The organism is Stenotrophomonas sp. STEN018, from assembly GCF_056760235.1.
The window spans coordinates 1-26,756 of record NZ_JBRREK010000001.1; the positions used below are offsets into that span (position 1 = coordinate 1).

The following is a 26,756-nucleotide window of genomic DNA, read 5'->3' on the forward strand; positions in this document are numbered from 1 at the left end:
CCCCCCGCCCCCCCCCCCCCCCCCCCCCCCCCCCCCCCCCCCGCCCCCCCCCCCCCCCCCCCCCCCCCCCCGCCCCGCCCCCCCCCCCCCCCCCCCCCCCCCCCCCCCCCCCCCCCACTACAGGTGCAAGACCCCCAGACAAGGCCCGCCCCGTGCGGGCCTTGTCCGTTTCCGCGGCCCACGCCGCTTTCAGGCGAAAGCAACGGCCGCGCCAGCCTGCGCTTCGTTTAAACTCCCAGCTGGTTTTTGTGTTTCCCGTCGATAACAGACTCTCCTGAACGAGCCTAGCCCCCAGACATGACCAACATCGCCAAGATCCACGCCCGTGAAATCCTCGACAGCCGTGGCAACCCCACGCTGGAAGCCGAAGTCACCCTGGCCGACGGCTCGTTCGGCCGCGCCGCCGTCCCGTCCGGTGCTTCGACCGGGACCAAGGAGGCCGTGGAGCTGCGCGATGGCGACAAGACCCGTTACCTGGGCAAGGGCGTGCGTAATGCCGTGGGCAACATCAACGGCACCATCGCCACCGCACTGGCCGGCTTCAATGCCGAAGACCAGGAGGGCCTGGACCGTCGCCTGATCGATCTGGACGGCACCGAGAACAAGGGTCGCCTGGGCGCCAATGCGCTGCTCGGTGTTTCCATGGCCGCCGCCCACGCCGTCGCCGCTTCGAAGAAGCAGGCGCTGTGGCAGTACCTGGCCGCCAAGACCGGTGCCACCCCGTCGCTGCCGGTGCCGATGATGAACATCATCAACGGTGGCGCGCACGCCGATAACAACGTCGACTTCCAGGAATTCATGGTGTTGCCGGTCGGCTTCAGCTCGTTCAGCGAGTCGCTGCGTGCGGGTACCGAAATCTTCCACGCCCTCAAGTCGGTGCTCAAGAGCCACGGCCTGAGCACGGCGGTGGGCGATGAAGGCGGCTTCGCGCCGGACTTCCGCAGCAACGTCGAGGCGCTGGACACCATTCTGGAAGCGATCGGCAAGGCCGGTTACAACGCCGGTGAAGACATCCTGCTGGGCCTGGACGTTGCTTCCAGCGAGTTCTACGAGAACGGCAAGTACAACCTGGTCGGCGAGAACAAGCGCCTGACCTCCGAGCAGTTCGTCGACTTCCTGGCCGACTGGGCCGCGCAGTACCCGATCATCAGCATCGAAGACGGCCTGGCCGAGAACGACTGGGCCGGTTGGAAGCTGCTGACCCAGCGCATCGGCAACAAGGTGCAGCTGGTCGGCGACGATCTGTTCGTCACCAACCCGAAGATCTTTGCCGAAGGCATCGAGTCGGGCACCGCCAACGCCATCCTGATCAAGGTCAACCAGATCGGCACCCTGACCGAGACCCTGGAAGCCATCGCCATGGCCGACAAGGCTGGTTATGCGGCCGTGGTTTCGCACCGTTCGGGCGAAACCGAAGACACCACCATTGCCGACATCGCCGTGGCCACCACCGCCACCCAGATCAAGACCGGCTCGCTGTGCCGCAGCGATCGCGTGGCCAAGTACAACCAGCTGCTGCGCATCGAGGAAGCCCTCGGCAGCGGCGCACGCTATGCCGGCCGTGATGCGTTTGTCTCGCTCAAGCGCTGATCGTCATGCGTAATTGGCGCTGGCTGCTGCTGGTGCTGGCGGTACTGCTGGGATTGCTGCAGTACCGCTTCTGGTTTGGCCAAGGCAACTCGGGCGAAGTGATGATGCTCGAGGCGCAGGTGGCCAACCAGAAGCGTGACAACGACGGTCTGCAGCAGCGCAATGACTCCCTGGCCGCCGAAGTCCAGGATCTCAAGGATGGCGAGGCTGCCATCGAAGAGCGTGCGCGCAGCGAGCTGGGCATGATCAAGCCGGGTGAAAAGTTCTACCGGGTCGTCGAAGACGCGCCGGTAGCTGCTCCCGTGGTGCCTGCGCCTGCAGCGGCAACCGCAACGACAACTCCGGGCGGGCAGGGCAATCAACAGTCGCCGCCGGAGAACGTGCCGTGATCGTACAGACCTGGGCGGTGGTTCCCGCGGCTGGGCGCGGTGCGCGCTTCGGTGGGCCGGTGCCCAAGCAGTATCTATTGGCCGACGGTGAGCCGCTGCTCGCGCATGCCTTGCAGTCGCTGCTTGCACATCCTGGCGTGGCCGGGGTGATGGTGGCCATTGCCGAGAACGATGTCGATTGGCCGGGCTGGACCTCGTTTGCCGAAAAACCGGTGCTGACCTGTGTGGGTGGAGAGACCCGCGCGGCGTCGGTACTGGCTGGTTTGCAGGCCTTGCCGGACAGTGTGCGTGCTGATGATTTCGTGCTGGTCCACGATGCGGCGCGGCCAAATCTGGCTGCGACCGATCTGAGCCGATTGCTGGAAGTGGGGCGTGCTGATCCGGTCGGCGGCATTCTTGCCGCGCCGGTGCGCGACACGCTCAAACGTGCTGGCGATGATGGCGGCATTGACCGTACCGAGCCACGCGAGCGGCTGTGGCGTGCGCTGACCCCGCAGTTGTTTCGCCGCCATCAACTGACCCGCGCGCTGCTCGATGCCGCCGCTGCCGGTGTTGATGTCACCGATGAAGCGATGGCGATGGAGCGGCAGGGCGTGCGTCCGTTGCTGATCGAAGGCGCGGAAAGCAATTTCAAGGTCACCACCCCGGCCGATCTGGCCCGTTTCGAATTCGAGCTGTCGCGGCGCGGCAGCTGATCCCTTGCCGGCGCGTTGGCGTCGGCTCTGCCAAGAAGTATTGCCATGAACTCTTCTGTTTCCTTCCCTCCCATCCGTATCGGCCAAGGCTATGACGTGCATGCCTTTGGTGAGGGCGACCACATCATGCTGGCCGGCGTGCGCGTAGCGCATAGTCGCGGCGTGCTTGCACATAGTGATGGCGATGTGGCTTTGCACGCGCTGTGCGATGCCATGCTTGGCGCGCTGGCGCTGGGTGATATCGGCGTGCACTTCCCGCCTTCCGATGATCGCTGGAAGGGCGCGGACAGCAGCCGCTTTGTCACCCACTGCAATGAGTTGTTGCGTGAGCGCGGCTGGCAGGTCGGCAATGTCGACATCACCGTGATCTGCGAGCGGCCCAAGGTGGGCCCGCATGCGTTGGCGATGCGCGAGACAGTCGCGCAGCTGTTGGCGATCGATCTGGATCGGGTCAGCATCAAGGCCACCACCAGCGAGAAACTCGGCTTCACCGGTCGCGAAGAAGGCATTGCCGCGCAGGCCGTAGCCTTGTTGGTGGCCGCATGATCGCGCTGCCGCTGGCCTTTGGCGAACCGGTGCTGGCTGCGGCGATCCGCAGCGTGCCGGAAGATTTCCAGGTGGATGAAATTCCCGCGTTCGAAGCGACCGGCGAGGGCGAGCACCTGCTGCTCGACATCCGCAAGCGCGGCGCCAATACCGTGGCCATTGCCAAGCAGTTGGCGCAGTGGGCTGGCGTGCCGGAAATGGGCGTCAGCTATGCCGGGCAGAAAGATCGGCATGCGGTGACCACGCAGCGCTTCAGTGTGCATCTGCCGAAGCGGGTCGCGCCGGATCTGGCGCTGCTGGAGTCCGATGAGTTGCACGTGCTGGCATCGACCTGGCATAACCGCAAGCTGCAGCGCGGCGCATTGGCGGGCAACCGCTTCAAGCTGGTGCTGCGCGGTGTGCAGGGCGACAAGGCGGCAATCGAAGAGCGTCTGCAGATTGTCGCCGCACGCGGCCTGCCCAACTGGTTTGGCGAACAGCGCTTTGGCCGTGATGGCGGCAATGTGCCGGCAGCATTGCAGATGTTCAACGGCCGCCGGGTACGCAAGGATCAGCGTTCGATGCTGCTGTCGGCGGCGCGCTCGGCCTTGTTCAATCGCGTGCTTGCCGCGCGCGTTGAGGCGGGCAACTGGGACACTGCGTTGGAGGGCGAGGTGTGGATGCTGGACGGCAGTCGTTCGGTGTTTGGCCCAGAGCCGATGAGCGAGGTGCTGGCCGAGCGTCTGGGGCGATTCGATATTCACCCCAGCGCGCCGTTGTGGGGCGTTGGTGAGCTGCGCGCGACCGACGCCGCACGGGCGCTGGAAGACCAGGCCCTGGGTGATGAGCAGGCTTTGGCGCTGCGTACCGGACTTGAACAGGCCGGGCTCAAGCAGGAGCGTCGCTCGCTGCGGCTCAAGCCTTCATTGATGCAACACCAGTGGCTGGCCGATGATGTGCTCGAAGTGTCGTTCGCCTTGCCACCGGGCTGTTACGCCACTGCCGTGCTGCATGAACTGGGTGAAGTGACCGACGCCAGCCGCAATGAAATTGCGGGCGCTCCGGCAGCTGAAGCTGAGGCGTCGAGCGAAGAGAGCGCCGCCGAGTAAGTGGTTGGCCAAGCCGTAGCCCGGGTATGCGCAACGCACCCGGGAGACGGGGCCGGAACTCCACGCGAACAGTCCCGGGTGCGCTGCGCATACCCGGGCTGCTGCAACGCTGGGGTTGCGCCGTTTGGATGAGCGCTTTCCACTGGCCGAGCGGGTAGCTCAGCGATTGGCCAGCAACACCAGAACCGCACCGGTACCGCCCTGGGTGGGCGGCGCCGAATGAAAGGCCAGCACGTCATTGCGCTGGCGCAGCATGCGGTCGACCAGGTTTTTCAATACCGGCGCGCCACCATCTGATTGCAGGCCCTTGCCGTGGATGATGCGCACGCAGCCGTGTTCATGTGCGCGTGCTTCCAGCAGGAACTGACGCAACAGGTTCTCGGCCTGGGCGGCGGTTGCACCATGCAGGTCCAGTTCGTCCTGTACTGAATACTGGCCACGCTTGAGTCGCTGGAACATCTGTGGCGGCAGGTTGTCACGCCGGTAGCTGGCGTTGTCGCCGGCTTCCAGTGGCTTGCTGGAACGTAACAGGCGGGCGAACTCGCCCAAGGCCTCGGATTCATCCTGTTCGGCCATGCGCGCGCGCGGCTTGGGCCGTGGTTTGCCTGCAGCCGGTGCCTCCACCTGGCGCATCGGCGTCACTTCGCCAATGGCCGAGCGGAACAGTGCGGCGTCATCTTCTTCATCTGGGTACGACATTTGTACAGCGTAACGTGCGCGCGGTCGCAGGCAAGTCCCGCAGGGGTGGAAAGTGCCGCGGCGCATTCCGGTATCATGGCCACTCAGGTCGGTCCGTCACGGTGATGTACTAACCGGAGGTTCCGGCGATTGCGGCGCTGAGTGGGAGCGCCGCGTGTTGATCCAGTAACCCAGGCCTTTAATGCGCGTACTTGTATCAAATGACGATGGTGTGGACGCCCCCGGCATCAAGATGTTGGCCGAGCAGCTTCGCAACGCCGGACATGAAGTCACCGTGGTGGCACCGGACCGTGATCGTTCCGGCGCTTCCAACTCACTCACGCTGGATCAGCCGGTGCGTCTGCGCCGCATTGACCACTACACCTGTGCGGTAGCGGGTACGCCCACCGACTGTGTGCACCTGGCGCTGACCGGCATGCTCGAATTCGAACCGGACATCGTGGTGTCGGGGATCAACAATGCCGCCAACCTCGGCGATGACGTGATCTATTCGGGCACGGTATCGGCGGCGATGGAAGGGCGCCACCTTGGCCTGCCCTCGGTGGCGGTGTCGCTGGTCACGCACAAGCATGAAGCCAAGAATTTCGTTACTGCCGCGCGCGCGGCGGTGGAGATCGTGTCCCGGCTGATCGCCGATCCGTTGCCGGCCGACACCATCCTCAACGTCAACGTGCCGGACCTGCCATGGGACGAGATCCGTGGCTTTGAGGTTACCCGGCTTGGCAATCGCCATCGCGCCGAAGCCTGCGTTCCGGCGACCGATCCGCGCGGCAATACCGTGTACTGGATTGGCCCGGCTGGTAGCGAGCAGGATGCAGGCCCCGGCACCGACTTCCACGCCGTGCGCACCGGGCATATTTCCATCACCCCGATCCAGGTCGACCTGACCCGCTATTCGGCCTTGGAAAAGATCGCCAGTTGGGTAGGCGGGTTGACCGAAACCCTGGGGACGCCTGAATGACGCCGCGCATGCGCCTGCAGCCGGAGGCCGTGGGTATCGGCATGACCTCGCAGCGGGTGCGTGATCGTCTGGTCGATCGCCTGCGCGAAGTGGGCATTGCCGACGAGGCCACGCTCAATGCCGTGCGCGTGGTGCCGCGGCATCTGTTCATCGACGAGGCGCTGGCCTCACGCGCTTACGAAGATACTGCGTTGCCGATCGGCCATGGCCAGACCATCTCCCAGCCTTGGGTAGTGGCGCGGATGACCGAGGTGGTGTTGGCGGTCGCGCCGAAGAAGGTGTTGGAAGTCGGCACCGGCTCGGGTTACCAGGCCGCCATTCTCGGCGCGCTGGGTCTTGAGGTATTCACCGTCGAGCGTATCGGCGACCTGCTGCGGCAGGCGCGCAAGCGCTTCCGGCATCTGGGCATGAACATCCGCACCAAGCATGACGATGGCCGCATCGGCTGGCCCGAGCACGGCCCGTACGATGCCATCGTGGTGACGGCTGCTGCGCCGGCGCTGGTGGATGCTTTGATCGACCAGCTGGCCGTGGGCGGCCGCTTGGTCGCGCCGGTTGGCGGGCCCGGCGGACAGGTGCTGTTGCAACTGACCCGACAGGCAGATGGCACCATTACCCAGGAAGAGCTGGCACCGGTGAGCTTCGTGCCGTTGTTGCCGGGCATGCTGGACTGAGAACAGGATTACTCACTGAATGAAGATTTTCGGGCCGTTATACGACCGCGCCATGGTCTGGGCCGCCAACGAGCGCGCGCCGACCTATTTGACCGTGCTGAGTTTCATCGAGGCCATCATCTTCCCGGTGATGCCGGAAGTGATGCTGATGCCGATGTGCGTGGCGCAGCCGCGCAAGGGTTGGCGCTTCGCTTCGCTCAGCTTGGCTGGCTCGATGGTCGGCGCGATGGTGGGCTACGCACTGGGGCATTACGCATTCGAGGTGCTCAAGCCGGTGTTCGAGGCAATGGGCATGCTGCCGGCAATCGAAAGTGGCATCGCCACCCTGCAGGCCAAGATGGCGGAGTCGCCGTGGGCGGTGTTCACCTTCCTGGTGCTGGGTGGTTTCATGCCGATCCCGATGAAGGTCTTCACATGGGCCTCGGGTATCGTCGGTGTGCCGTTGCCGCAGTATTTTTTGAGCATGCTGGTCGGTCGTGGCAAGCGGGTCTATTTGTTGGCGGCGGTGATCCGCTTCGGCGGCGCACAGGCAGCTGAACGGTTGCGGCGCTGGATTGAGCCGTTGGGCTGGATCGCCACCGCATTGGTGGTGGGCCTGGTGGCATGGCTGGTCTGGAGGGCTAAATTCGCATGAACGCATTGATGTTGGGCAAGGGATTGAGCAGGGCGCTGGCGGTACTGGCCGTAGTCTCGTTGGCAGCGTGTGGCACTGCTACGGTGGTGAAGCCTTCGGGCGGCAGCTCGGGTTCGTCTACGGCGACCGCGCCGCGTGCCTCGGTGGCCAAGCCGGGGCAGACGGCGGTAGTGCGTCGTGGCGATACGTTGTTTGGCATCGCCCGGATCAACAACATCACCCCGCGCGATCTTGCTGCGTGGAATGGCTTGTCCGAGCCTTACACGATCTATCCGGGGCAGGCTCTGCGTCTGTATCCGGGCGGTGCGGCGGCCACTCGGCCGTCAACCGGTGGCTCGACGACGGCCGCTACGCGCCCGGTAACGCCGGCACCGGTAGTGGCGCCTACGCCGGTCAATAGCGGTATCGGTTGGCGCTGGCCGGCTGACGGTGCTCTGGTGGGTCGATTCGTCGCCGGTGAAGCCACCAAGCAGGGCGTGGATATCGCCGGCAGCAGTGGCCAGGCGGTGCGTGCCGCTGGTCCAGGTGTGGTGGTGTATTCCGGCGCTGGTCTGGTCGGCTATGGCGAGCTGATCATCATCAAGCACAACGATCAGTGGCTGTCGGCCTACGGCCACAACCGCAAGCGTCTAGTCAATGAAGGTCAGAGTGTGAAAGCGGGCGATCAAATCGCCGAGATGGGTCGTACCGGCACCTCGCGCGACATGCTGCACTTTGAGATCCGCTACAACGGCAAGCCGGTCGACCCGCTGATCTACCTGCCGAAGAAGTAAGCGCCTGCTGCAATCAGTCCGTAGTGCCGAGCCATGCTCGGCAGGGGCTTTCCCAGCCAAGCCGCAACTGTAGTGCCGAGCCATGCTCGGCAGCGGCTTTCCCAGCCAAGCTTCAACCGTAGTGCCGAGCCATGCTCGGCAGTGGCTTTCCCGACGGTGCGTCAGTGCGCACCGAACTTGTGGGAGCGGCGTAAGCCGCGAAGCTGATGAGCTATCCGATGCACTGTCCGTAAAGCCCCAGCCGAGCATGGCTCGCCACTACAGGGCGGCATTTGGCCTTGCGGGCATGAGCTGCGAATCAGGTGTGGTTGGAATTGCAGGCATGCCTGCGGTCTGATTGACCGTCTGCTTCGCGGCTTACGCCGCTCCTACAAGAATCAGCCCTGGCGATGCCCCAGCGCAGCATGACTACGCTTTACGGGGTGCTTTGCAGAATGATGGCCATCACTACGCGGCGGTTTTCGCCGGCCAGCACGTTGTAGGCGCGTGCGGCCGAGGCATTGTTCATCACCTCGATGCCGATGCCGCGGGTCAGGCAAGCTGCCATGATCGCGGCCGGCGGGAAAATCTGCTTCTCACCCGTGCCAAGGATCACCAGTGCCGGATTCAGTTCCAGTGCTGCGTCCAGATCTTCGGCGCGCAACTCGGTGACCGAGGCAACCGGCCAGTCTTCAATCAAGCTGTTCGGTGCAAGGATGAAGCTGCGGCTCAGTGCGCGGTCGTTCACCTGCGCATGTTGGCCATCGGCCGAGCGCAGGGAATAGATGTAATCAGGGAGCTCGCGACTGAACTGCATGGGTATTCCTCGGCTATCAGCCGCGCGGCAGCACGATCTGACGCTTTTCCTTGGCCGGGCGATACAGCACGGCGACGTGGCCGATGCGCTGTACCAGGGCAGCGCCGCTGGCCTGGACCAGTTCGTCGATCAGGGTGTCGCGGGCTTCGCGGTCTTCTGCAGCAACCTTCACCTTGACCAGCTCATGGCGCTCCAGTACCTCTTCCAGCTCGGCCAAAAAGGCCGGAGAGACCCCTTTGCCACCGATCTGCAACAGTGCTTTCAGGTCGTGCGCGATGCCGCGCAGGAATCGGTTCTGGGCCGAGGTCAGGACGATGGACATGCAGGACTACAGGTAATCAAGGGGGTTCAGGGTATCATGACCACCCCTGTGAGCCCCATTACCGATGCCTTCCCGTAGCAAAAGTAGCCAGCGCTGGCTGAAAGAACACTTCTCCGATCCTTTTGTGAAAAAGGCCCAGAAGGAGGGCATGCGCTCGCGCGCGGCCTACAAACTGGAGGAGTTGCTGGAACGTGACCGCCTGCTGAAGCCGCATATGGTGGTGGTCGATCTGGGCGCCGCGCCGGGTGGCTGGTCGCAGCAGGTGCGCAGGCAGATGGGCGACACCGGCCGCGTATTGGCGCTGGATATCCTGGAGATGCCGCCCTTGGCCGGTGTCGAGTTCCTTCACGGGGACTTCAGGGAACAAGACGTTCTATCGCAGTTTGAAGCCATGCTCGGCAATGTGCCGGTAGACCTTGTGCTGTCGGATATGGCCCCCAATAAGAGTGGTATGGATGCGGTTGACCAGCCGCGGATGATGCACCTGGCGGAGTTGGCGATGGATTTTGCCGACAACCATCTCAAGCCGGGCGGGGCGTTCCTGATCAAGTTGTTCCAGGGCGTCGGCTTTGATGACTATGTGCGTGAAATGCGCCGTCGTTATGACAAGGTCGCCATTCGCAAGCCGGATGCTTCACGCAAGCGTTCATCTGAGGTTTACGCCCTCGGACTGAGCAAGCGCACCCAGATAAAGTAAGCTCAGCCATACGACTTTTCAGTATTTAGTATCTAGAGGGACACCGGAGCCGATGAGGATGAACGACCTGACCAAGAACCTCCTGTTATGGGTGGTTGTCGCCGTCGTGCTGATGGTGGTGTTCCAGAGCTTTGCCCCGCGCAGTGGGGCAGCCGCCGCTGGCGATGCACGCAATTACACACAGTTCCTGCAGGAAGTGGATGCGGGCCGGATCAAGTCGGTTGAATACACCGACAAGACCACCCTGACCACCAACCATCTGCGCTTCAAGCGCGCTGACGGCTCCGACGGTGCGCTGTATGCGCCGGCTGACCCGAAGCTGCTGGACCAGCTGTATTCCAAGAATGTTGAAGTTGCCCGTCAGGAACCGGCTGGCCCGAGTTTCTGGGGCATCGTGCTGCAGTTCCTGCCGATACTGCTGCTGATCGGCTTCTGGATATTCATGATGCGCCAGATGCAGGGCGGTGGCGGTGGCGCCAAGGGCGCGATGTCCTTCGGTAAATCCCGCGCCAAGCTGCAGGGCGAAGACCAGATCAAGGTCACCTTTGCCGACGTCGCCGGCTGCGACGAAGCCAAGGAAGAAGTCGGCGAACTGGTCGAGTTCCTGCGTGATCCGTCCAGGTTCACCAAGCTGGGCGGCAAGATCCCGCGCGGCGTGCTGATGGTTGGTCCGCCGGGTACCGGTAAGACGCTGCTGGCCCGCGCTATTGCCGGCGAAGCCAAGGTGCCGTTCTTCGCGATCTCCGGTTCGGACTTCGTCGAGATGTTCGTCGGCGTCGGCGCCAGCCGCGTGCGCGACATGTTCGAGCAGGCCAAGAAGCATGCGCCGTGCATCATCTTCATCGACGAGATCGATGCCGTGGGCCGTCACCGCGGCTCGGGCACCGGCGGTGGCCACGATGAGCGCGAGCAGACCCTGAACCAGATGCTGGTCGAGATGGACGGTTTCGAGGGCGGCGAAGGCGTGATCGTGATCGCTGCCACCAACCGTCCCGACGTGCTGGACAAGGCGCTGCTGCGTCCGGGTCGTTTTGACCGCCAGGTCATGGTAGGCCTGCCGGACATCAAGGGCCGCGAGCAGATCCTGCGCGTGCACCTGCGCAAGGTGCCGGCCGCCGATGACGTGCGTCCGGAAGTGCTGGCACGCGGTACCCCGGGTTTCTCCGGTGCCGATCTGGCCAACCTGATCAATGAAGGCGCCCTGTTTGCGGCTCGTCGCAACAAGCAGGAAGTCGACATGAAGGACTTCGAGGACGCCAAGGACAAGATCTACATGGGTCCTGAGCGCCGCAGCATGGTCATGCGTGAGGAAGAGCGTCGTAATACCGCTTATCACGAGTCCGGCCACGCTGTTGTCGCCATGTCGCTGCCCAAGGCCGACCCGGTGCACAAGGTCACCATCATGCCGCGCGGTTGGGCCCTGGGCCTGACCTGGCAGCTGCCTGAGCATGACCACATCAGCAAGTACAAGGAGCGCATGCTGGAAGAGCTGGCGATCCTGTTCGGTGGCCGCATCGCCGAAGAGATCTTCGTCGGCGAGATGTCGACCGGTGCCTCCAACGACTTCGAGCGTGCTACCAAGCTGGCCCGTGCCATGGTCACCAAGTACGGCATGTCGGATGTGTTGGGCATCATGGTCTACGCCGATGAAGAAGCCGGCTATGGCATGCACAGCAAGACCATTTCCGAGGCCACCCAGCAGAAGGTGGACGCGGAGATCCGTCGCATCCTCGACGAGCAGTACAACGTTGCCTACAAGATCCTGGATGAGAAGCGTCAGATCGTCGAGGCAATGACTGCTGCGCTGCTGGACTGGGAAACCATCGACGCCGACCAGGTCAAGGCGATCATGGAAGGGCGTAAGCCGTCGCCGCCTGCAGGCTGGGTGGACAAGGGCGGCAACAACGACCGTGCCGACGATGGCAAGGGGGGCGACGCCCCGCAGCCGGTGGCACCGATCACCGATCCTGCCGGCCAGCACTGAGCCAGCAACATCAATGCAACAAGAACGGGCCGGTTTTCCGGCCCGTTTTTTTATGCGCCAGGCCCTGCACTGGGCGAGAATGGCGTCACTTTGGTTTTTTCAGGTTTTCCCCATGAATGATGCTCCGTCGCCGCCCAAGGCACCCTCTGCGAATGTGCCGGAGATGATCATCGCCACCGTGGCCGGTGTCGGTTTCGGGGTGAAGACCAATAACTTCCTGGCCGGTATCTTCATCGGCGTGGTGTTGGGGGTGATCTTGAGCCTGATCGGCAGCCGGATCCGCGCCCGCAACAAGAACTGAGCGTTGGTGCCGCCGCTCCGGCACCACGGCAAGGCGGCCGGGCGACTTCGCTGGAGAGCCGCTGCGGTGGCTTAAACTAGGCGCTGTTGCAGTCCGTCGGAGCGCCCATGTTTGATGTTTTCCCAACCCTTGAATGTGGCGACCGTACGCTGCGGCTGGATCGGCCGCAGGTGATGGGCATCGTCAACGTCACCCCGGATTCGTTTTCCGATGGTGGCCAGCATGCGGATACTGCGGCTGCCGTCGCGCATGCCTTGGCGCTGGTCGAGCAGGGTGCAGACTTGCTGGATATCGGCGGCGAATCCACCCGCCCGGGGGCGAGTCCGGTATCGGTGCAGGAGGAGATCGACCGCGTCGTGCCGGTGATTGAAGCTTTGCTTGCGCAGGTGGCAGTGCCGCTGAGCGTGGATACCTTCAAGCCGGAAGTGATGCGTGCCGCATTGGATGCAGGCGCGCACATGATCAACGACGTACAGGCCTTGCGGCAGCCTGGTGCGCTGGAAGTGGTTGCCGGGTCGAAGGCTGCGGTGGTGCTGATGCATGCCGTGGGCGGGCCATACGATGCGGGCGTCGCGCAGGCATACGTCGATATTGCTGGCGACGTGCAGCGCTTCCTCGCCGAGCGTATTTTCTCGGCCGAGATGGCGGGGATCGGGCGCAAGCGCCTGCTGCTGGACCCGGGTTACGGGTTCAACAAGGACACCACGCAGAATTTTGCCTTGCTGGCCGCACAGGATCGTTTGAACGATCTGGGCGCGCCGGTGCTGGCGGGCTTCTCGCGCAAGCGCTGCATTGGTGATGTCACCGGCAGAGCGCTTGCTGCCGAACGTATGGCCGGTTCGCTGGCCGCGCATCTGCTGGCGGTGCAGAAGGGCGCGATGATGGTGCGTGTGCATGATGTTGCCGCCACCGTTGACGCGCTCAAGGTGCTGGCTGCATTCGATGCGGTGCCCGCGCCGCGTGCCGACAAGCCTGCAATGCCGCGCTGGCCGGACGAGGATTGATGGGCATCGATCAACGGCCCTTGGCCATCGCCTTGATGGGGCCGACCGCCTCAGGCAAGACCGCGGCGGCCATCGCGCTGGCCAAGGCCTATGACGGTGAAATCGTCAGCGTCGATTCGGCGCTGGTCTACCGTGGTTTGGACATTGGTGCAGCCAAGCCGGATGCCGCCGAGCAGGACGGCATCCGCCATCACCTGCTGGATCTGCGCGACCCGTGGCAGACCTATTCGGCCGCCGAGTTCTCCGCTGACGCGACGGCGGCGGTGCGTGACATCGTCGCGCGCGGCAGATTGCCGATTCTGGCCGGCGGTACCGGCCTGTACTTCCGTGCCTTGCTGCAGGGGCTGTCGCCTATGCCCGAGGCCGACCCTGCCATGCGCGCGGCAATTGCCGCCGAGGCTGAGGTCTGTGGCTGGCCGGCCTTGCACGTGCAGCTGGCGGCTATCGACCCGATCGCCGCAGCGCGCATCCATGCCACCGATCCGCAGCGCATCCAGCGGGCGCTGGAGGTCTATCGCCTGACCGGCAAGCCGATCAGCTATTGGCAGGGCTTGCCGGGGATCGCGCGCCTGCCGGCGCGGGTGCTGAAACTGGTACTGGCCCCGGCTGACCGCGCGGTCCTGCATCAGCGGATAGAGCGCCGCTTCGACCTGATGCTGGAGCGTGGCTTCCTGGACGAGGTGCGAGCGCTGCGGGCGCTGCCGCAGATGGCGGCGGTGGCTGCGCCCTTGGACCTGCCGGCGGTACGTGCGGTGGGTTACCGGCAGGCCTGGCAGTTCCTGGACGGGCAGGGCAGCGCCGCCGAGTTCCGCGACAAAGGCGTGTTTGCGACCCGCCAGCTGGCCAAGCGGCAGCTCACCTGGTTGCGTGGCGAGCTGGATGCACGCTGGTTTGACCCGGTTCGGGACATGTCTGGTGTGCAGAACGCGGTTTCCCGCTTTCTGCAAGGCTGAGCAAGCGCGCGGCGGTGTACCATCAGGGTTCCGGACGGGCAGGGGACGCCGCCATCGGTCCGGTCCATAAAAACAATAACGAGGAGTAGACGATGTCCAAGGGGCAGTCTTTGCAGGATCCGTTTCTGAATGCGTTGCGCCGCGAGCGCGTGCCGGTTTCGGTCTACCTGGTAAATGGCATCAAATTGCAGGGCACGATTGAGTCGTTCGACCAGTTCGTGGTGCTCCTGCGCAATACCGTCAGCCAGATGGTCTACAAGCACGCCATTTCCACCGTGGTGCCGGCGCGCAATGTGCGCGTGGGGCCGGGTGGTGGCTATGTGCAATCGGGTGATGGAAGTCAGGCAGCTGATGACGAAATTGACAACGACAACGAATAAGCAGGTGGCGGCGCATGTTTGACCGCTCTAAAAAGGGCGAACATGCGCTGTTGATCCAGCCGCATGTTGGCCGGTTGGAAGAAGACGTACTGGAGGAGTTCACCGATCTGGCGCGCTCGGCCGGGGCAAGCATTGCCGCGACCATCAGTGCACGCATGGATAGGCCGAACCCCTCGACGTTGATCGGCAGCGGCAAGCTGGAAGAAGTTAAGGCTGCGGCCGACGCCACTGGCGCCGATCTGGTGCTGGTCAACCATCAACTCAGCCCGGTCCAGGAACGTAACCTTGAGCGCTACCTGGAGCGCCGGGTGATTGATCGCACCGGTCTGATCCTGGACATCTTTGCCCAGCGTGCGCATAGCCACGAAGGCAAGCTGCAGGTTGAGCTTGCCCAGTTGCGGCATATGGCGACGCGGCTGGTGCGTGGCTGGACCCACCTTGAGCGTCAGCGCGGTGGTTCCATTGGTCTGCGCGGCCCGGGTGAAACCCAGCTGGAAACCGACCGCCGCCTGCTGCAGAAGCGGGTGGAGCAGCTGCAGAAGCGGCTGGAAAAGGTCGAGGTGCAGCGCACCCAGATGCGCCGCGCGCGCGTGCGCAGCGAAATGCCGCGTATCGCCTTGGTCGGCTACACCAATGCCGGCAAGTCGACCTTGTTCAACGCCTTGACCGGCGCCGGCGCCTACGCTGCCGATCTGCTGTTTGCGACGTTGGACCCCACCGTGCGACGTATCACGCTGCCCGGCGGCAACGCCATGCTGGCAGACACCGTCGGTTTCGTACGCAATCTGCCGCACGACCTGGTGGCGGCGTTCCGCTCGACCTTGTCCGAAGCACGTGAGGCGGATTTCCTGCTGCATCTGGTCGATGCCGCCGATCCGCTGCGCGAGGAACGCATCGCCCAGGTCGATGAAGTGTTGGAAGCTGTCGGTGCGGGCGATCTGCCGCAGCTGCTGGTGTTCAACAAGATCGATCGCATCGAAGGCGCTGAAGTGCGCCATGACGCGCAGGATGGCGTTCCGGATGAGTCGCGGCGCGAGCGGGTTTGGGTTTCCGCGCGTGATGGCCGTGGCCTGGAACTGCTGCAATCGGTGTTGGGCAAGCGCTTGGGCCTGCAGCATGTCACCGGTCAGGTGCGGCTGCCGCCAAGTGCCGGCCGCTTGCGTGCACGCCTGCACCAGTTGGAGGTCATCCGCAGCGAACAGGCCGATGAAGAAGGCTGGCTGATCGAGGTCGACATCCCGATTGCTGAAGCTGAAAAGCTGGCGGCAAGCGAAGACGGTGCGGTGATCCGGCCGTTGTTGCCGGAAAGACTGCCCGAGTGGTGATTCGGGCAGCCTGCTGGTCCATTGAAGAATGAAGCGACAGCCGGCCCCGTGCCGGCTGTCTTGTTTTGTAGGAGCGGCGTAAGCCGCGAAGCAGGCACATCATCAGATGGCACAGCTGCCCGCTACTTCAGCATTATCAGCTTCGCGGCTTATGCCGCTCCCACAGCCCTGCCGCCCCCCGCGGCCACCACCTCGTGGCTGTGCCCTGACACGCAGGCGTCATCTGCGGTAAAACGTAAGGGTTCTCCGCCCAGCCCCCTTTACCGCAATGTCCAATCCAACCGATGCCGATCTCAATGCCCTGGCCGCCGCGCTCGGCGAACGCCTGCAGCAGGCCTCCCTGCAGCTGGTAACCGCGGAAAGCTGCAGTGGTGGCTGGATCGCCAAGAGCATGACCGATATCGCCGGCTCCTCGGCCTTCTTCGACTGCGGCATGGTGGTCTACAGCTATGAAGCCAAACAGCGCCTGCTCGGCGTTCGCGCGCAGACCTTGGAGCAGTTCGGTGCTGTGAGCCGCGAAACCGTGCTGGAAATGGTGGCCGGTGCGCTGATCAATTCCGGCGCTGGCGTAGCAGTGGCGGTGACCGGCATCGCTGGCCCCGGCGGCGGCAGCCCGGACAAGCCGGTTGGCAGCGTCTGGATAGGCTGGAAGCGCCGCGGTGGCTATGCGCGCGCGCAGCTGTTCCAGTTTGATGGCGACCGCGATGCCATACGCAGGCAAACCGTGGGTGCTGCATTGCGCGGCATCGACGAGCATCTATGACATGCTGGCCCGGGCAGCAACCGGGATAAGTCGCGATGTGGGAAACACTGGGCACGGTCCGTGATCTGGGCCGCTTGCAGGAAATAGCAGCGGTTCTGATCCGCTATGGTTTCGGCGATGTGGTGCGCCGTACCGGGCTGGCTTCGGTACTTGAGCGGGCAGGTCGTCTGGTGCGCTGGAACGACAGCCAGCAGATGCTGCGGATGACCGCGCCGGTACGTGTGCGCAGTGCGATGCAGGAACTGGGCCCGACCTTCGTCAAGCTCGGCCAGGTGCTGGCCACGCGCGTGGACCTGTTGCCGCCGGAGTGGATCGCCGAGCTGTCCGAGCTGCAAAATGCGGTGCCCGCATTGCCTTATGCCGCGATCCGCGAGCAGCTGGAGGCCGATCTGGGCGCGGCGCCGACGCAGGTATTTGCCTTCCTCGATGAAGCCCCGATGGCTGCTGCCTCCTTGGCGCAAGCGCATCGCGCGCGTCTGCACGATGGCCGCGAGGTGGTGCTGAAAATACGCAGGCCAGGCATCCGCGATGTGGTTGAGGCCGATCTGCGCCTGCTGGCGCGGTTGGCTGAAATCGTCGAAGCGCGCCTGCCGGATCTGCGCCGCTATCGGCCAGCGGAAGTGGTGCAGCAGTTCACCCAGTCGCTGCGCAGCGAGATGGATTTCGCCGCCGAGTGCCGCAATTCCGAGCGCATCGCACGCAACTTCGATGGCCGCGATGACATCCTGATTCCCGGCGTGCATTGGCAGTGGACCTGCGAAAGCCTCAACGTGCAGAATTTCGTCGATGGCATTCCGGGTCGCAAGCTGGAAGCAGTCGATGAGGCCGGCCTGGACCGTGCTGCTTTGGCCCGGCGCGGCGCCGAGATCGTGCTGAAAATGGTGCTGGAAGACGGCTATTTCCATGCCGATCCGCATCCTGGAAACATCTTCTACATGCGCGATGGGCGCATCGGCGTGATCGACTTCGGCATGGTTGGTGCGCTGTCCGAAGCGCGCCGCTTCCAGGTCGCACAGCTGCTGCACGGGCTGGTTGAGCAGGAGCCGCAGGTGGTTGCCGATGTGCTGCTGGACTGGGCTGGCGGTGTGGAAGTCGACGAAGGTCGCCTGCAACAGGACATCAGCCAATTCGTCGATCAATACCGCGGCGTGCCGCTGAAGGATCTGCGTATCGGCCTGATGCTCGGCGACATCACCCAGCTGCTGCGCAGCTACAGCCTCACCTTGCCGGCGGATCTGGCATTGATGATCAAGGCATTCCTCACCCTTGAGGGCATGGGTCGGCAGTTGGATCCGGACTTCGACATGGCCAGTGCCGCGCGTCCTTTCCTTGAGCGGGTGGTGCTGCAGCGCTATGCGCCCAAGGCGCTGCTCAAGCGCGGCCGCCGCAGCTTGTTGGGGATGTTGGACCTTGCCGGCGAATTGCCGCGAGATCTGCGTCGACTGGTGCAGGCGGCGCGGCGTGGGCAGCTGAAACTGCGGGTGGAAACCACCGCCTTGCAGGGCTTCGGCGATCAGGTAAACCGCGCCGCCAACCGACTGGTGGTTGGCGTAATCACCGCAGCATTGATCATCGGTTCGTCGATCGTGATGCACAGCGTGGGCGGGCTTTCCAGTCGCTGGTTCCTGGCGCTGGGGCTTTGCGGCTTCGTTGGCGCGGGCATCTGTGGAGTCTGGATACTGTTCTCGATCTGGCGCAGCGGGCGGCATCCCTGATCTTCGTGGAGGGGCTTGCAGATCTTTTTGTTAGTAGTAATACTACTAACCATGAACCTCACCGACACCCAGCAGGCCATCCTCGACTTGATCGCTGAGCGCATCGAGGCCGAGGGCATGCCGCCATCGCAGACCGAGATCGCCCGCGCCTTTGGTTTCAAGGGTGTGCGCTCGGCCCAATACCACTTGGATGCCCTGGAAGCGGCCGGCGCCATCGAGCGCGTCCCCGGTCGCGCTCGTGGCATCCGGCTGGTGCGTCAGGAAGGCGAGGGCGACGCCGAGTTGCAGGCGCCTGTGCAGGCCGCCAATGACGACGTGCTGCGCCTGCCGATCCTCGGCCGGGTTGCTGCCGGTCTGCCAATTGGTGCGGACATCGGTTCGGACGACTACGTGGTGCTGGACAAGGTGTTCTTCTCGCCGGCACCGGATTACCTGCTGAAAGTGCAGGGCGATTCGATGATCGACGAAGGCATTTTCAATGGCGACCTGATCGGCGTGCACCGCACCCGCGATGCGACCTCCGGGCAGATCGTGGTGGCGCGTATCGATGACGAGATCACCGTCAAGCTGCTGAAGATCGCCAAGGACCGGATCCGCCTGCTGCCGCGCAACCCTGACTACGCACCGATCGAGGTCCTGCCTGACCAGGATTTCTCCATCGAAGGGCTGTATTGCGGGCTGCTGCGGCCAAATCGCTGAACCCCACGGATTTGGAAACTGCGCATTTCGCAGCCGTAACTGACTGTTTCCCTTACGTAGGGCGGGTGTTTGGGCTGCTGTCGGTATCCTTGTCGGCCCAATAATTTTGTCGTCTCGGTTGCAGTCTCAGCCTGTGCGATACGACACCCCTACAGTGGACCCCATGACGAAATCAACGAAATCAACCCCGAGGACGAACGCGATGGACGAGAACAAGAAGCGCGCGCTTACTGCTGCACTGAGTCAGATCGAAAAGCAGTTCGGCAAAGGCTCGGTGATGCGTATGGGCGACCGTGTTGTCGAGCCCGTCGAGATCATCCCCACGGGCTCGTTGATGCTGGACATCGCACTCGGCATAGGTGGCCTGCCCAAGGGCCGTGTGGTCGAAATCTACGGCCCGGAATCCTCGGGCAAGACCACCCTGACCCTGCAGGCGATTGCCGAATGCCAGAAACTGGGCGGCACCGCTGCCTTCATCGACGCCGAGCACGCACTGGACCCGATCTACGCCGCCAAGCTGGGCGTCAATGTCGACGACCTGCTGCTGTCGCAGCCGGACACCGGCGAGCAGGCACTGGAAATCGCCGACATGCTGGTGCGTTCGGGCTCGGTCGACATCGTGGTGGTCGACTCGGTCGCTGCGCTGACCCCGCGTGCTGAAATCGAAGGCGAAATGGGCGATCAGCTGCCGGGCCTGCAGGCCCGTCTGATGAGCCAGGCGCTGCGCAAGCTGACCGGCAACATCAAGCGCTCCAATACGCTGGTCATCTTCATCAACCAGCTGCGCATGAAGATCGGTGTGATGATGCCGGGCCAGAGCCCGGAAGTGACCACCGGCGGCAACGCACTTAAGTTCTACGCCTCGGTGCGTCTGGATATCCGCCGTATCGGTGCGATCAAGAAGGGCGACGAGATCATCGGCAACCAGACCAAGATCAAGGTGGTCAAGAACAAGCTCGCACCACCGTTCAAGCAGGTCATCACCGAAATCCTCTATGGCGAAGGCATCTCCCGCGAGGGCGAGCTGATCGACATGGGCGTGGAAGCCAAGCTCGTCGAGAAGGCCGGCGCCTGGTACAGCTACGGTGAAGAGCGCATTGGCCAGGGCAAGGACAACGCCCGTGGCTATCTGCGTGACAACCCGCAGGTTGCAGTCCGCCTCGAGGCCGAGCTGCGCGAGAAATTCCAGCCCACCGAAGCTGCGCGCGAAGAAGGCGACGCTGACGACGGCGAGGAGTGATTTTCCCGCGGGAGCGGGCGGCGCATCGTCAGTGACGTCGCCCGCTCCTGCGGCATTTTGTCCATGAAGGCCCCGCGGCATGGATGGCGCGGGGTTGGGTATTGCCGGGGCTGGGCTTTTGGATCTGGGCTCGCCGGAGTCAAGTCGGGCGGAGTTGAGCCTGGTCGAAGCTAGCTTGGCTGAAACGAACCTGGCTGAAACGAGCCTGGCTGAGACGAACGTGGTGGCGTGATGACCGAGATGGATGATCAGCCTGAGGGCAAAACCAAGCGCGGTCGCCAGCAGACGCCGCTACAGCGCGCACTGGGCCTGCTGGTCAGGCGCGAGCATTCGCGCAAAGAGCTCGGCCGCAAGCTCAAGTCCCGCGGCGTCGATCCGGATGCGGTCGATGCGGCGGTGGCCAAGCTGGCCGAAGAGGGCTGGCAAGACGACACCCGTTTTGCCCAATCGGTAGTTCGCAACCGCGCCGGCAGTGGCTATGGGCCGCTACATATCCGCGCGGAGCTGGGCACCCACGGGCTGGACAGCGAGCAGATCGAAGCAGCGATGGCCTCGTTTGAGGGCGATTGGACTGAAAACGCACGCGAGCTGGTATGCCGCCGTTTTGGTGCCAGTGGCCCGGAAGACCTGCCGCAGCGGCGTAAAGCCGCGGATCTATTGGCCCGGCGTGGCTTTGATGGCAACTGTATCCGCCAGGCCAGCCGCTACGATCCAGAGGACTGAACAGGACTGGGCGAGCTGGGCCTGCTACCCTTTCAGGGTTTCGGTTGTCCCGAATTCCCGCGCCCACAAGGGCTGCTGGGACCCGCTTGCCAGCTTACCGCCAGTCCCCATGAATACACCTGCCAAATTTACTACCTCCCAGATCCGCGCTGACTTCCTCGAATTCTTCAAGGGCAAAGGCCACACCATCGTGCCGTCGGCACCCCTGGTGCCGGGCAATGACCCGACCCTGCTGTTCACCAACTCGGGCATGGTCCAGTTCAAGGACGTGTTCCTGGGCGCGGAAAAGCGCAGCTACGTGCGCGCGGCCGACGTCCAGCGCTGCCTGCGCGCCGGCGGCAAGCACAACGATCTGGACCAGGTCGGCTATACCGCGCGTCACCACACCTTCTTCGAAATGCTGGGTAACTGGTCGTTCGGCGATTACTTCAAGAAGGACGCCATTGCTTGGGCATGGGAACTGCTGACCCAGGTCTGGAAGCTGCCGGCCGATCGCCTGCTGGTCACCGTCTATCACACCGATGACGAGGCCTACGCGCTGTGGCGCGACATGGTTGGCATCCCGGAAGCGCGCATCGTGCGCATCGGCGACAACAAGGGCGCGCCGTACGCATCGGACAACTTCTGGCAGATGGCCGACACCGGCCCCTGCGGTCCCTGCACCGAGATCTTCTTTGACCACGGCGACCACATCGCCGGTGGCCCGCCGGGCTCGCCGGACGAGGATGGCGACCGTTTCATTGAAATCTGGAACCTGGTGTTCATGCAGTTCGACCGCCAGCCCGATGGCTCGCTGCAGCCGCTGCCGGCGCCGTGCGTGGATACCGGCATGGGCCTGGAGCGGCTAGCGGCGATCCTGCAGCACGTGCATACCAACTACGAGATCGACCTGTTCCAGGCGCTGATCCGCAAGGCTTCCGAGCTGACCGGCATGGCTGATCTGGAAAACAAGTCGCTGCGCGTGATCGCCGATCACATTCGTGCCTGCTCGTTCCTGATTGTGGATGGCGTGCTGCCATCCAACGAAGGCCGCGGCTATGTCCTGCGCCGCATCATCCGTCGCGCCCTGCGCCATGGCTGGATGCTGGGCGTGCGCCAGCCGTTCTTCAACAAGCTGGTGCCAACCCTGATCGAGCAGATGGGCGAGGCCTATCCGGAGCTGCCGGCGCAGGCCGATACCGTCGTGCGTGCACTGCTGGCCGAAGAAGAGCGTTTCGCCGAAACCCTCGATTCGGGCATGAAGATTTTCGACGACGTCGCCGCCAAGGTCAGCGATGGCGTCATCCCGGGTGTCGACGCATTCCGTCTGTATGACACCTATGGTTTCCCGGTCGACCTGACCGCTGATATCGCCCGCGAGCGCGGCATGACGGTGGACATGGCCGGCTTTGATGCCTCGATGGAGCACCAGCGCGAAACCGCGCGTGCGGCCGGCAAGTTCGGTGGTGGTGTGACGCTTTCCGCCGAATTGGTCTCCACCCTGAGCCCGACTGTTTTCCTCGGCTACGACCGTCTGCAGGCCGACGGTCTGAAAGTTGTCGCGCTGATCAAGGATGGCCGCGCGGTCGATGCCGTGCAGGCTGGCGATGAGGTCATCGTGTTCACTGCGCAGACCCCGTTCTACGCCGAGTCCGGTGGCCAGGTCGGTGATACCGGCGTGCTGTCGGCCAACGGCGTCAAGCTGGCGGTCAGCGACACGCAGAAGTTCGCTGGTCAGTTCCACGGCCATGTCGGCAAGCTGGAGCAGGGCGCGCTGAAGATCGGCGATGTGCTGGCCGGTACGGTCGATGCTGCGCGTCGCAGCGCCACCATCCTCAATCATTCCGCAACCCATCTGCTGCACGCCGCCCTGCGCGAAGTGCTGGGCACCCATGTGCAGCAGAAGGGCTCGTTGGTGGCGCCGGATCGCCTGCGTTTCGATTTCTCGCACTTCCAGTCGATCACTGCTGAAGAGCTGGCTGTCATCGAGCGCAAGGTCAACGAGCAGGTTCGCGCCAACAATGCGGCCGAAGTGCACAACATGGGCATGCAGGAAGCGCTGGACTTCGGTGCCATGGCGCTGTTCGGCGAAAAGTACGGCGAGAACGTACGCGTGCTGAAGATGGGCGAGTACTCCACCGAGCTGTGCGGTGGTACCCATGTTTCGCGCACCGGCGACATCGGCCTGTTCAAGATCACCTCCGAGGGCGGTGTGTCTTCGGGCGTGCGCCGTATCGAGGCGGTGACCGGGCAGGGCGCGCTGGACTATGTGGCTGACGAGGAGGCACGCCTGCACGAAGCGGCGCAGCTGCTCGGCGGCAGTGCCAGTGACGTGGTCGAGAAGATCCGCCAGCTCGGTGAGCGGCAGAAGAGGCTGGAGCGCGAGCTGGAGGCCCTGAAGGCCAAGGTCGCCTCAGGCGCTACCGCTGACCTGGGCGGCTCGGCAGTCGATGTGGCCGGTGTGAAGGTGCTAGCGGTTCGTCTGGAAGGCTTTGATGCCAAAGCTCTTCGCGATGCTATCGATCGCCTGAAGCAGCAGCTGGGCGACGCGATCATCGTGTTGGCGGGTGTGCAGGATGGCAAGGCAGCCTTGGTTGCTGGCGTCAACGGCGCGGCGCTGGGTAAGGTGAAGGCGGGCGAGCTGTTGGCCCACGTCGCGGCCCAGATCGGCGGCAAGGGCGGTGGTCGTCCGGACATGGCCCAGGGTGGCGGTGAAGATGGTCCCAAGCTGGTGGCGGCCCTTGAGGGCGTGCTGGAGTGGGTCAAGCCACATCTGGCCTGAATGTGACAAGTCGCGCACCTTGAAGCTGTTCGCGCCCTGACGGTAACATTGGGAGTCTTTTCCCTTTGTCGTGGGGCGCATTGCTGAAAGCGCGCCAATGTCGGCGGGAAACCCTGCCGGTTCCATGGAGATTTGCAAAATGTTGATCCTGACTCGCCGTGTAGGCGAAACCTTGATGATCGGCGACTCGGTCAGCGTGACCGTGCTCGGCGTCAAGGGCAACCAGGTACGTATCGGTATCACCGCGCCGAAGGACGTTGCTGTCCATCGCGAGGAGATTTTCCAGCGTATCCAGCGTGGCGATGAGCCCGCAACTCCCGGAAGTGAAGAAACTTCCGAATAAGGGGTTTACCTTTCACCCCGTTTAACGTTATTCTTCGCGCCCCGCTACGGAATACACGTAACGGGGCAAGAGAAACGGAGTGATGCCCGAGTGGCTGAAGGGGCTCCCCTGCTAAGGGAGTATAGGGTTAAAAGCTCTATCGAGGGTTCGAATCCCTCTCACTCCGCCAGTTTCAAAAAAGCCCCTTTATCGGGGCTTTTTTGTGTCTGCAGGTTTTTCATTTGCGTTCTCTTTGAGTTTCTTTTTCGCGGCTGTCGTGTGAGATGTGTGCAATGACACTGCGCGACTGAAGGTGCAGTGGGGTGTGCTGCGGTGGTCGCACTGTAGTGGGGGGGGGGGGGGGGGGGGGGGGGGGGGGGGGGGGGAGGAGGAGGGCGGAGGGTGTTTTTAACCCCGCCCCTCGTGCCCGGCGACCCCCGCTCCTACAAGTGCTGGTGCGCCTCTGGGGGTCTGTAGGGCGTAGTCGTGCTGTGCTGGTGCGATCCAGGGGCGGCCTCTGCCGAGCATGGCTCGGCACTACAGTGCTTGCGCTCCTGCGTGACGGGTGCGCGCTGAGGGGTCTGTGGTGCGCGATGGTGCTGCCCCGCGGTAGAGGCGAGCCATGCTCGGCTGGGGCTTTCCTGGTGAGGCCTCTGCCGAGCATGGCTCGGCACTACATTCCGGCTGCTTGAATTGCCGTCAAATGACGCGCATAAAAAAACAGCAGGCAATGCCTGCTGTTTTTAGTATTGGTGCGCTCGGAGAGATTCGAACTCCCGACCACCTGGTTCGTAGCCAGGTACTCTATCCAACTGAGCTACGAGCGCTCAACATTGCTGTTGTAGTTTGAAACGGTGCAGATTGAATCTGCGTTCTGACATGGTGCGCTCGGAGAGATTCGAACTCCCGACCACCTGGTTCGTAGCCAGGTACTCTATCCAACTGAGCTACGAGCGCCTCGTTGCCAGGAGCGAGATTATGCGGATTTGAGACGTTTGCGTCAACGCTTTTGTGAAAATTTCTTAATCTTCGGGATGAATCAGTGCCGAAGCCACGGTCTGTGGTGATTTCATCCACTGGAAGTGGTCGGCGCGCACGCCCAATTCGCGCGATGACAGTATTTTCAAGCTGCGTGTCGACGCTGGAAGCTTGGCCAGCAGCTGTTGCATCGAGCTGACCGGCGCCAACCAATCACTGTCCAGCACCACCGCGCGCGTCGTTGCGCTGATGTCGCGCATGCCGGCTTCAAGGTCGATCTGCATTCCCCGTGCGGCGTAATGATTGCTCAGGCCCACGCGCGCCCAATCGCGTATCAGTCCGCGTGCTTCGGTGCCGCCGAAACCAACGCGGCGTCCGGGCAGGGTGCCGTTGCGTTGCGCAAGCCATGGCAGGAAGCGATAGGCCAGCGGCAGCAGCCAGCCGCGCGGGGCAGGAAAGCTGCGCCACCACGGTGTGCCGCTGGCGACCAGCCACAAGGCGTCGAGCTCGCGTTCGCGCAGGCCGGCATAGCAGCAGCTGAGCTGACCGCCGAGGCTATGCCCGCCCAGCCGGAACGGCAGGCCGGGCAGTGCGTCATGCATGGCGGCTTCGGCGGCAGGCAGGTCGAGTTGCAGCAGTTCCTTGTAGCCCCAGTCGTGGCTGCGGTCTGGGCGCAGGCTGCTGCTGCCGTTGCCGCGCCACTCGTGCAGGAACACGGCGATGTTGTTGGCGGCGAGGGCTTCTGCGAACGCCTGGTAGTGGCGTGCTGCCACGCCCAGTGCCGGCAGCCATAGCAGGCAGGCGCGAGGCTGTGCGGGAAGGTAGGCCGGCAGTTCGAAGCGATGGCCATCGGCGCTGTTGACTGGCAGTGCCGTTGTCTCGAAGGGCAAGGAATCAGTGTTCATGCCGGACGGGCCGCGCCGAAGTGATCCAGCACCATCACGTCGCTGCGGCCTGGGTGATAGCCGCCTTGCAGGCCGCGTGCGACATAGTCGATCGCTGCTTCGCAGGCATTGGCCAGCGACAGTCCGCAGCACAGCTGCGCGGCGATGGCCGAGGCCAGTGTGCAGCCGGTACCGTGCGCATCGACCGGTAGCCGGGTGTGGCTGAACTCCTCGCGACTGACGCCATCGAAGTAACGATCAATCACGCGATTGCCTTCCAATAGATGGCCACCTTTTAGGAGTACGGCGCCGGCACCCATGTCGATCAGTGCAGTAGCGGCGTCTTCAGCATCTTCTGCGTTGCGAATGCTGCGGCCGAGCAGAAGCTCTGCTTCCGGCGTATTGGGTGTGAGCAGCGTAGCCAGCGGCAGCAGCCGCTCACGCATCGCGCGCAGTGCGCTGTCTTCAAGCAGCTTGGCGCCGCTGGTTGCGACCATCACCGGATCGATCACGATCTGCGGCGGGCGGCGCTGCTCCAGTACGTCGGCAACCAGATGGATCACTTCGGCATTGGCGAGCATGCCGAGCTTGACCGCATGGATGTCGAAATCGTCGAAGCAGGCGTCGAGTTGTGCCTGCAGGAACGGCAGCGGTGGCACGTGCACGGCAGTGACGCCGCGGGTGTGCTGTGCGGTGAGGGCGGCGATTGCCGACAGGCCGTGCACGCGATGCGCGGCAAAGGCTTTGAGGTCGGCTTGGATGCCGGCACCGCCGCCGGAATCGGAGCCGGCGATGGTGAGGGCGGAAACGGGCGTTGAAGGACTCATGCGCCGATTGTGCAGGGTTTGCCGCTGGCCTGC

The 26,756-nt window shown here is 63.7% G+C and carries 29 protein-coding genes and 3 tRNA genes; 24 read left to right on the forward strand and 8 right to left on the reverse strand.

All coding sequences use genetic code 11. The features are described from left to right. Positions 1-297 precede the first annotated feature (297 nt). The 5 genes from eno to truD are packed head-to-tail and all read left to right on the forward strand — an operon-like array spanning position 298 to position 4,308. Positions 298-1,590 (forward strand): phosphopyruvate hydratase, encoded by a 1,293-nt coding sequence (gene eno / locus ACVOMB_RS00005; RefSeq protein ID WP_481529358.1) that lies wholly within the window; start codon positions 298-300, stop codon positions 1,588-1,590. 5 nt (positions 1,591-1,595) lie between these two features. Continuing rightward, positions 1,596-1,979: a cell division protein FtsB gene (ftsB, locus tag ACVOMB_RS00010; protein ID WP_481529359.1), complete on the forward strand. Its 384-nt coding sequence runs from the start codon at positions 1,596-1,598 to the stop codon at positions 1,977-1,979. Continuing rightward, on the forward strand, positions 1,976-2,674 hold the full coding sequence (ispD, locus tag ACVOMB_RS00015) for a 2-C-methyl-D-erythritol 4-phosphate cytidylyltransferase (RefSeq protein ID WP_481529360.1): 699 nt from the start codon (positions 1,976-1,978) through the stop codon (positions 2,672-2,674). The genes ftsB and ispD overlap by 4 nt, the downstream gene beginning before the upstream one ends. A 45-nt stretch (positions 2,675-2,719) precedes the next feature. After that, a complete protein-coding gene (gene ispF, locus ACVOMB_RS00020; protein WP_481529361.1) occupies positions 2,720-3,220 on the forward strand; it encodes a 2-C-methyl-D-erythritol 2,4-cyclodiphosphate synthase in 501 nt (166 codons plus the stop codon). Then, positions 3,217-4,308, forward strand: a complete 1,092-nt coding sequence (gene truD, locus ACVOMB_RS00025) for a tRNA pseudouridine(13) synthase TruD (protein ID WP_481529362.1) — start codon at positions 3,217-3,219, stop codon at positions 4,306-4,308. The genes ispF and truD overlap by 4 nt, the downstream gene beginning before the upstream one ends. A gap of 159 nt (positions 4,309-4,467) precedes the next feature. On the opposite strand, the gene ACVOMB_RS00030 is transcribed toward truD, so the two are convergent. Further along, complete coding sequence (locus ACVOMB_RS00030) at positions 4,468-5,007, reverse strand: Smr/MutS family protein (RefSeq protein WP_481509091.1); 540 nt, start codon at positions 5,005-5,007, stop codon at positions 4,468-4,470. Positions 5,008-5,188: 181 nt separating this feature from the next. Between ACVOMB_RS00030 and surE the strand changes: the two genes are divergently transcribed. The 4 genes from surE to ACVOMB_RS00050 are packed head-to-tail and all read left to right on the forward strand — an operon-like array spanning position 5,189 to position 8,049. Next, on the forward strand, positions 5,189-5,968 hold the full coding sequence (gene surE / locus ACVOMB_RS00035) for a 5'/3'-nucleotidase SurE (protein ID WP_481529363.1): 780 nt from the start codon (positions 5,189-5,191) through the stop codon (positions 5,966-5,968). Then, positions 5,965-6,642, forward strand: coding sequence for a protein-L-isoaspartate(D-aspartate) O-methyltransferase (locus tag ACVOMB_RS00040; protein ID WP_481514856.1), 678 nt, complete (start codon positions 5,965-5,967; stop codon positions 6,640-6,642). Before surE ends, ACVOMB_RS00040 begins: the two co-directional genes overlap by 4 nt. 19 nt (positions 6,643-6,661) lie before the next feature. Next, a complete protein-coding gene (locus tag ACVOMB_RS00045) occupies positions 6,662-7,276 on the forward strand; it encodes a YqaA family protein (RefSeq protein WP_481514857.1) in 615 nt (204 codons plus the stop codon). Next, positions 7,273-8,049, forward strand: coding sequence for a peptidoglycan DD-metalloendopeptidase family protein (locus ACVOMB_RS00050; RefSeq protein WP_481529364.1), 777 nt, complete (start codon positions 7,273-7,275; stop codon positions 8,047-8,049). The genes ACVOMB_RS00045 and ACVOMB_RS00050 overlap by 4 nt, the downstream gene beginning before the upstream one ends. Positions 8,050-8,464: 415 nt before the next feature. Here ACVOMB_RS00050 and ACVOMB_RS00055 read toward each other — a convergent pair whose 3' ends face one another. Both ACVOMB_RS00055 and yhbY read right to left on the reverse strand, forming a co-directional pair. Then, complete coding sequence (locus tag ACVOMB_RS00055) at positions 8,465-8,845, reverse strand: Mth938-like domain-containing protein (protein ID WP_481529365.1); 381 nt, start codon at positions 8,843-8,845, stop codon at positions 8,465-8,467. 16 nt (positions 8,846-8,861) lie between these two features. Next, positions 8,862-9,167, reverse strand: coding sequence for a ribosome assembly RNA-binding protein YhbY (gene yhbY / locus ACVOMB_RS00060; RefSeq protein WP_481529366.1), 306 nt, complete (start codon positions 9,165-9,167; stop codon positions 8,862-8,864). A 64-nt stretch (positions 9,168-9,231) separates the two neighbouring features. Here yhbY and rlmE point away from each other — a divergent pair, with 64 nt between their 5' ends. The 11 genes from rlmE to recA all read left to right on the forward strand — a co-directional run bounded on the left by rlmE (position 9,232) and on the right by recA (position 20,228). Beyond that, positions 9,232-9,864 (forward strand): 23S rRNA (uridine(2552)-2'-O)-methyltransferase RlmE, encoded by a 633-nt coding sequence (rlmE, locus tag ACVOMB_RS00065; RefSeq protein ID WP_346497947.1) that lies wholly within the window; start codon positions 9,232-9,234, stop codon positions 9,862-9,864. Positions 9,865-9,922: 58 nt separating this feature from the next. Further along, complete coding sequence (gene ftsH / locus ACVOMB_RS00070; protein WP_481529367.1) at positions 9,923-11,848, forward strand: ATP-dependent zinc metalloprotease FtsH; 1,926 nt, start codon at positions 9,923-9,925, stop codon at positions 11,846-11,848. 112 nt (positions 11,849-11,960) lie between these two features. Further along, entirely contained in the window at positions 11,961-12,149 is a 189-nt protein-coding gene (locus tag ACVOMB_RS00075) for a hypothetical protein (RefSeq protein WP_481529368.1), read from the forward strand. A gap of 107 nt (positions 12,150-12,256) precedes the next feature. Beyond that, positions 12,257-13,153, forward strand: coding sequence for a dihydropteroate synthase (gene folP, locus ACVOMB_RS00080; RefSeq protein WP_481529369.1), 897 nt, complete (start codon positions 12,257-12,259; stop codon positions 13,151-13,153). After that, entirely contained in the window at positions 13,153-14,106 is a 954-nt protein-coding gene (gene miaA, locus ACVOMB_RS00085) for a tRNA (adenosine(37)-N6)-dimethylallyltransferase MiaA (RefSeq protein WP_481529370.1), read from the forward strand. Before folP ends, miaA begins: the two co-directional genes overlap by 1 nt. Positions 14,107-14,198: 92 nt before the next feature. Beyond that, complete coding sequence (gene hfq, locus ACVOMB_RS00090; RefSeq protein ID WP_057628256.1) at positions 14,199-14,486, forward strand: RNA chaperone Hfq; 288 nt, start codon at positions 14,199-14,201, stop codon at positions 14,484-14,486. 14 nt (positions 14,487-14,500) lie between these two features. Then, a complete protein-coding gene (hflX, locus tag ACVOMB_RS00095) occupies positions 14,501-15,811 on the forward strand; it encodes a ribosome rescue GTPase HflX (protein ID WP_481529371.1) in 1,311 nt (436 codons plus the stop codon). Positions 15,812-16,079: 268 nt separating this feature from the next. Next, positions 16,080-16,574, forward strand: coding sequence for a CinA family protein (locus tag ACVOMB_RS00100; protein WP_481529372.1), 495 nt, complete (start codon positions 16,080-16,082; stop codon positions 16,572-16,574). A 35-nt stretch (positions 16,575-16,609) separates the two neighbouring features. Next, complete coding sequence (gene ubiB / locus ACVOMB_RS00105) at positions 16,610-18,289, forward strand: 2-polyprenylphenol 6-hydroxylase (RefSeq protein ID WP_481529373.1); 1,680 nt, start codon at positions 16,610-16,612, stop codon at positions 18,287-18,289. A gap of 51 nt (positions 18,290-18,340) precedes the next feature. Beyond that, complete coding sequence (gene lexA, locus ACVOMB_RS00110; protein ID WP_481529374.1) at positions 18,341-18,988, forward strand: transcriptional repressor LexA; 648 nt, start codon at positions 18,341-18,343, stop codon at positions 18,986-18,988. 202 nt (positions 18,989-19,190) lie between these two features. Next, positions 19,191-20,228 (forward strand): recombinase RecA, encoded by a 1,038-nt coding sequence (recA, locus tag ACVOMB_RS00115; protein WP_481529375.1) that lies wholly within the window; start codon positions 19,191-19,193, stop codon positions 20,226-20,228. Between the two features lie 139 nt (positions 20,229-20,367). Here the strand turns inward: recA and ACVOMB_RS00120 are convergent, their stop codons facing one another. Further along, the gene (locus ACVOMB_RS00120) at positions 20,368-20,532 is read right to left on the reverse strand and encodes a pentapeptide repeat-containing protein (protein ID WP_481529376.1); all 165 of its coding nucleotides are present in this window, start codon (positions 20,530-20,532) and stop codon (positions 20,368-20,370) included. On the opposite strand from ACVOMB_RS00120, the gene recX reads away from it, so the two are divergent. The 4 genes from recX to ACVOMB_RS00140 all read left to right on the forward strand — a co-directional run bounded on the left by recX (position 20,469) and on the right by ACVOMB_RS00140 (position 24,224). Continuing rightward, entirely contained in the window at positions 20,469-20,951 is a 483-nt protein-coding gene (gene recX / locus ACVOMB_RS00125; RefSeq protein WP_481529377.1) for a recombination regulator RecX, read from the forward strand. The two genes, ACVOMB_RS00120 and recX, sit on opposite strands and share 64 nt — an antisense overlap. Before the next feature lie 109 nt (positions 20,952-21,060). After that, positions 21,061-23,712: an alanine--tRNA ligase gene (gene alaS / locus ACVOMB_RS00130; protein WP_481529378.1), complete on the forward strand. Its 2,652-nt coding sequence runs from the start codon at positions 21,061-21,063 to the stop codon at positions 23,710-23,712. Between the two features lie 139 nt (positions 23,713-23,851). Beyond that, entirely contained in the window at positions 23,852-24,055 is a 204-nt protein-coding gene (gene csrA, locus ACVOMB_RS00135; RefSeq protein WP_057628248.1) for a carbon storage regulator CsrA, read from the forward strand. A gap of 76 nt (positions 24,056-24,131) precedes the next feature. After that, positions 24,132-24,224 (forward strand) — tRNA-Ser (locus ACVOMB_RS00140). 560 nt (positions 24,225-24,784) lie between these two features. Here the strand turns inward: ACVOMB_RS00140 and ACVOMB_RS00145 are convergent. The 4 genes from ACVOMB_RS00145 to thiD all read right to left on the reverse strand — a co-directional run bounded on the left by ACVOMB_RS00145 (position 24,785) and on the right by thiD (position 26,723). After that, positions 24,785-24,861, reverse strand: a tRNA-Arg gene (locus ACVOMB_RS00145). Positions 24,862-24,914: 53 nt separating this feature from the next. Next, positions 24,915-24,991 (reverse strand) — tRNA-Arg (locus ACVOMB_RS00150). Positions 24,992-25,056: 65 nt separating this feature from the next. Then, positions 25,057-25,917: an alpha/beta hydrolase family protein gene (locus tag ACVOMB_RS00155; RefSeq protein ID WP_481529379.1), complete on the reverse strand. Its 861-nt coding sequence runs from the start codon at positions 25,915-25,917 to the stop codon at positions 25,057-25,059. Beyond that, complete coding sequence (thiD, locus tag ACVOMB_RS00160; protein WP_481529380.1) at positions 25,914-26,723, reverse strand: bifunctional hydroxymethylpyrimidine kinase/phosphomethylpyrimidine kinase; 810 nt, start codon at positions 26,721-26,723, stop codon at positions 25,914-25,916. Before thiD ends, ACVOMB_RS00155 begins: the two co-directional genes overlap by 4 nt. Positions 26,724-26,756 lie beyond the last annotated feature (33 nt).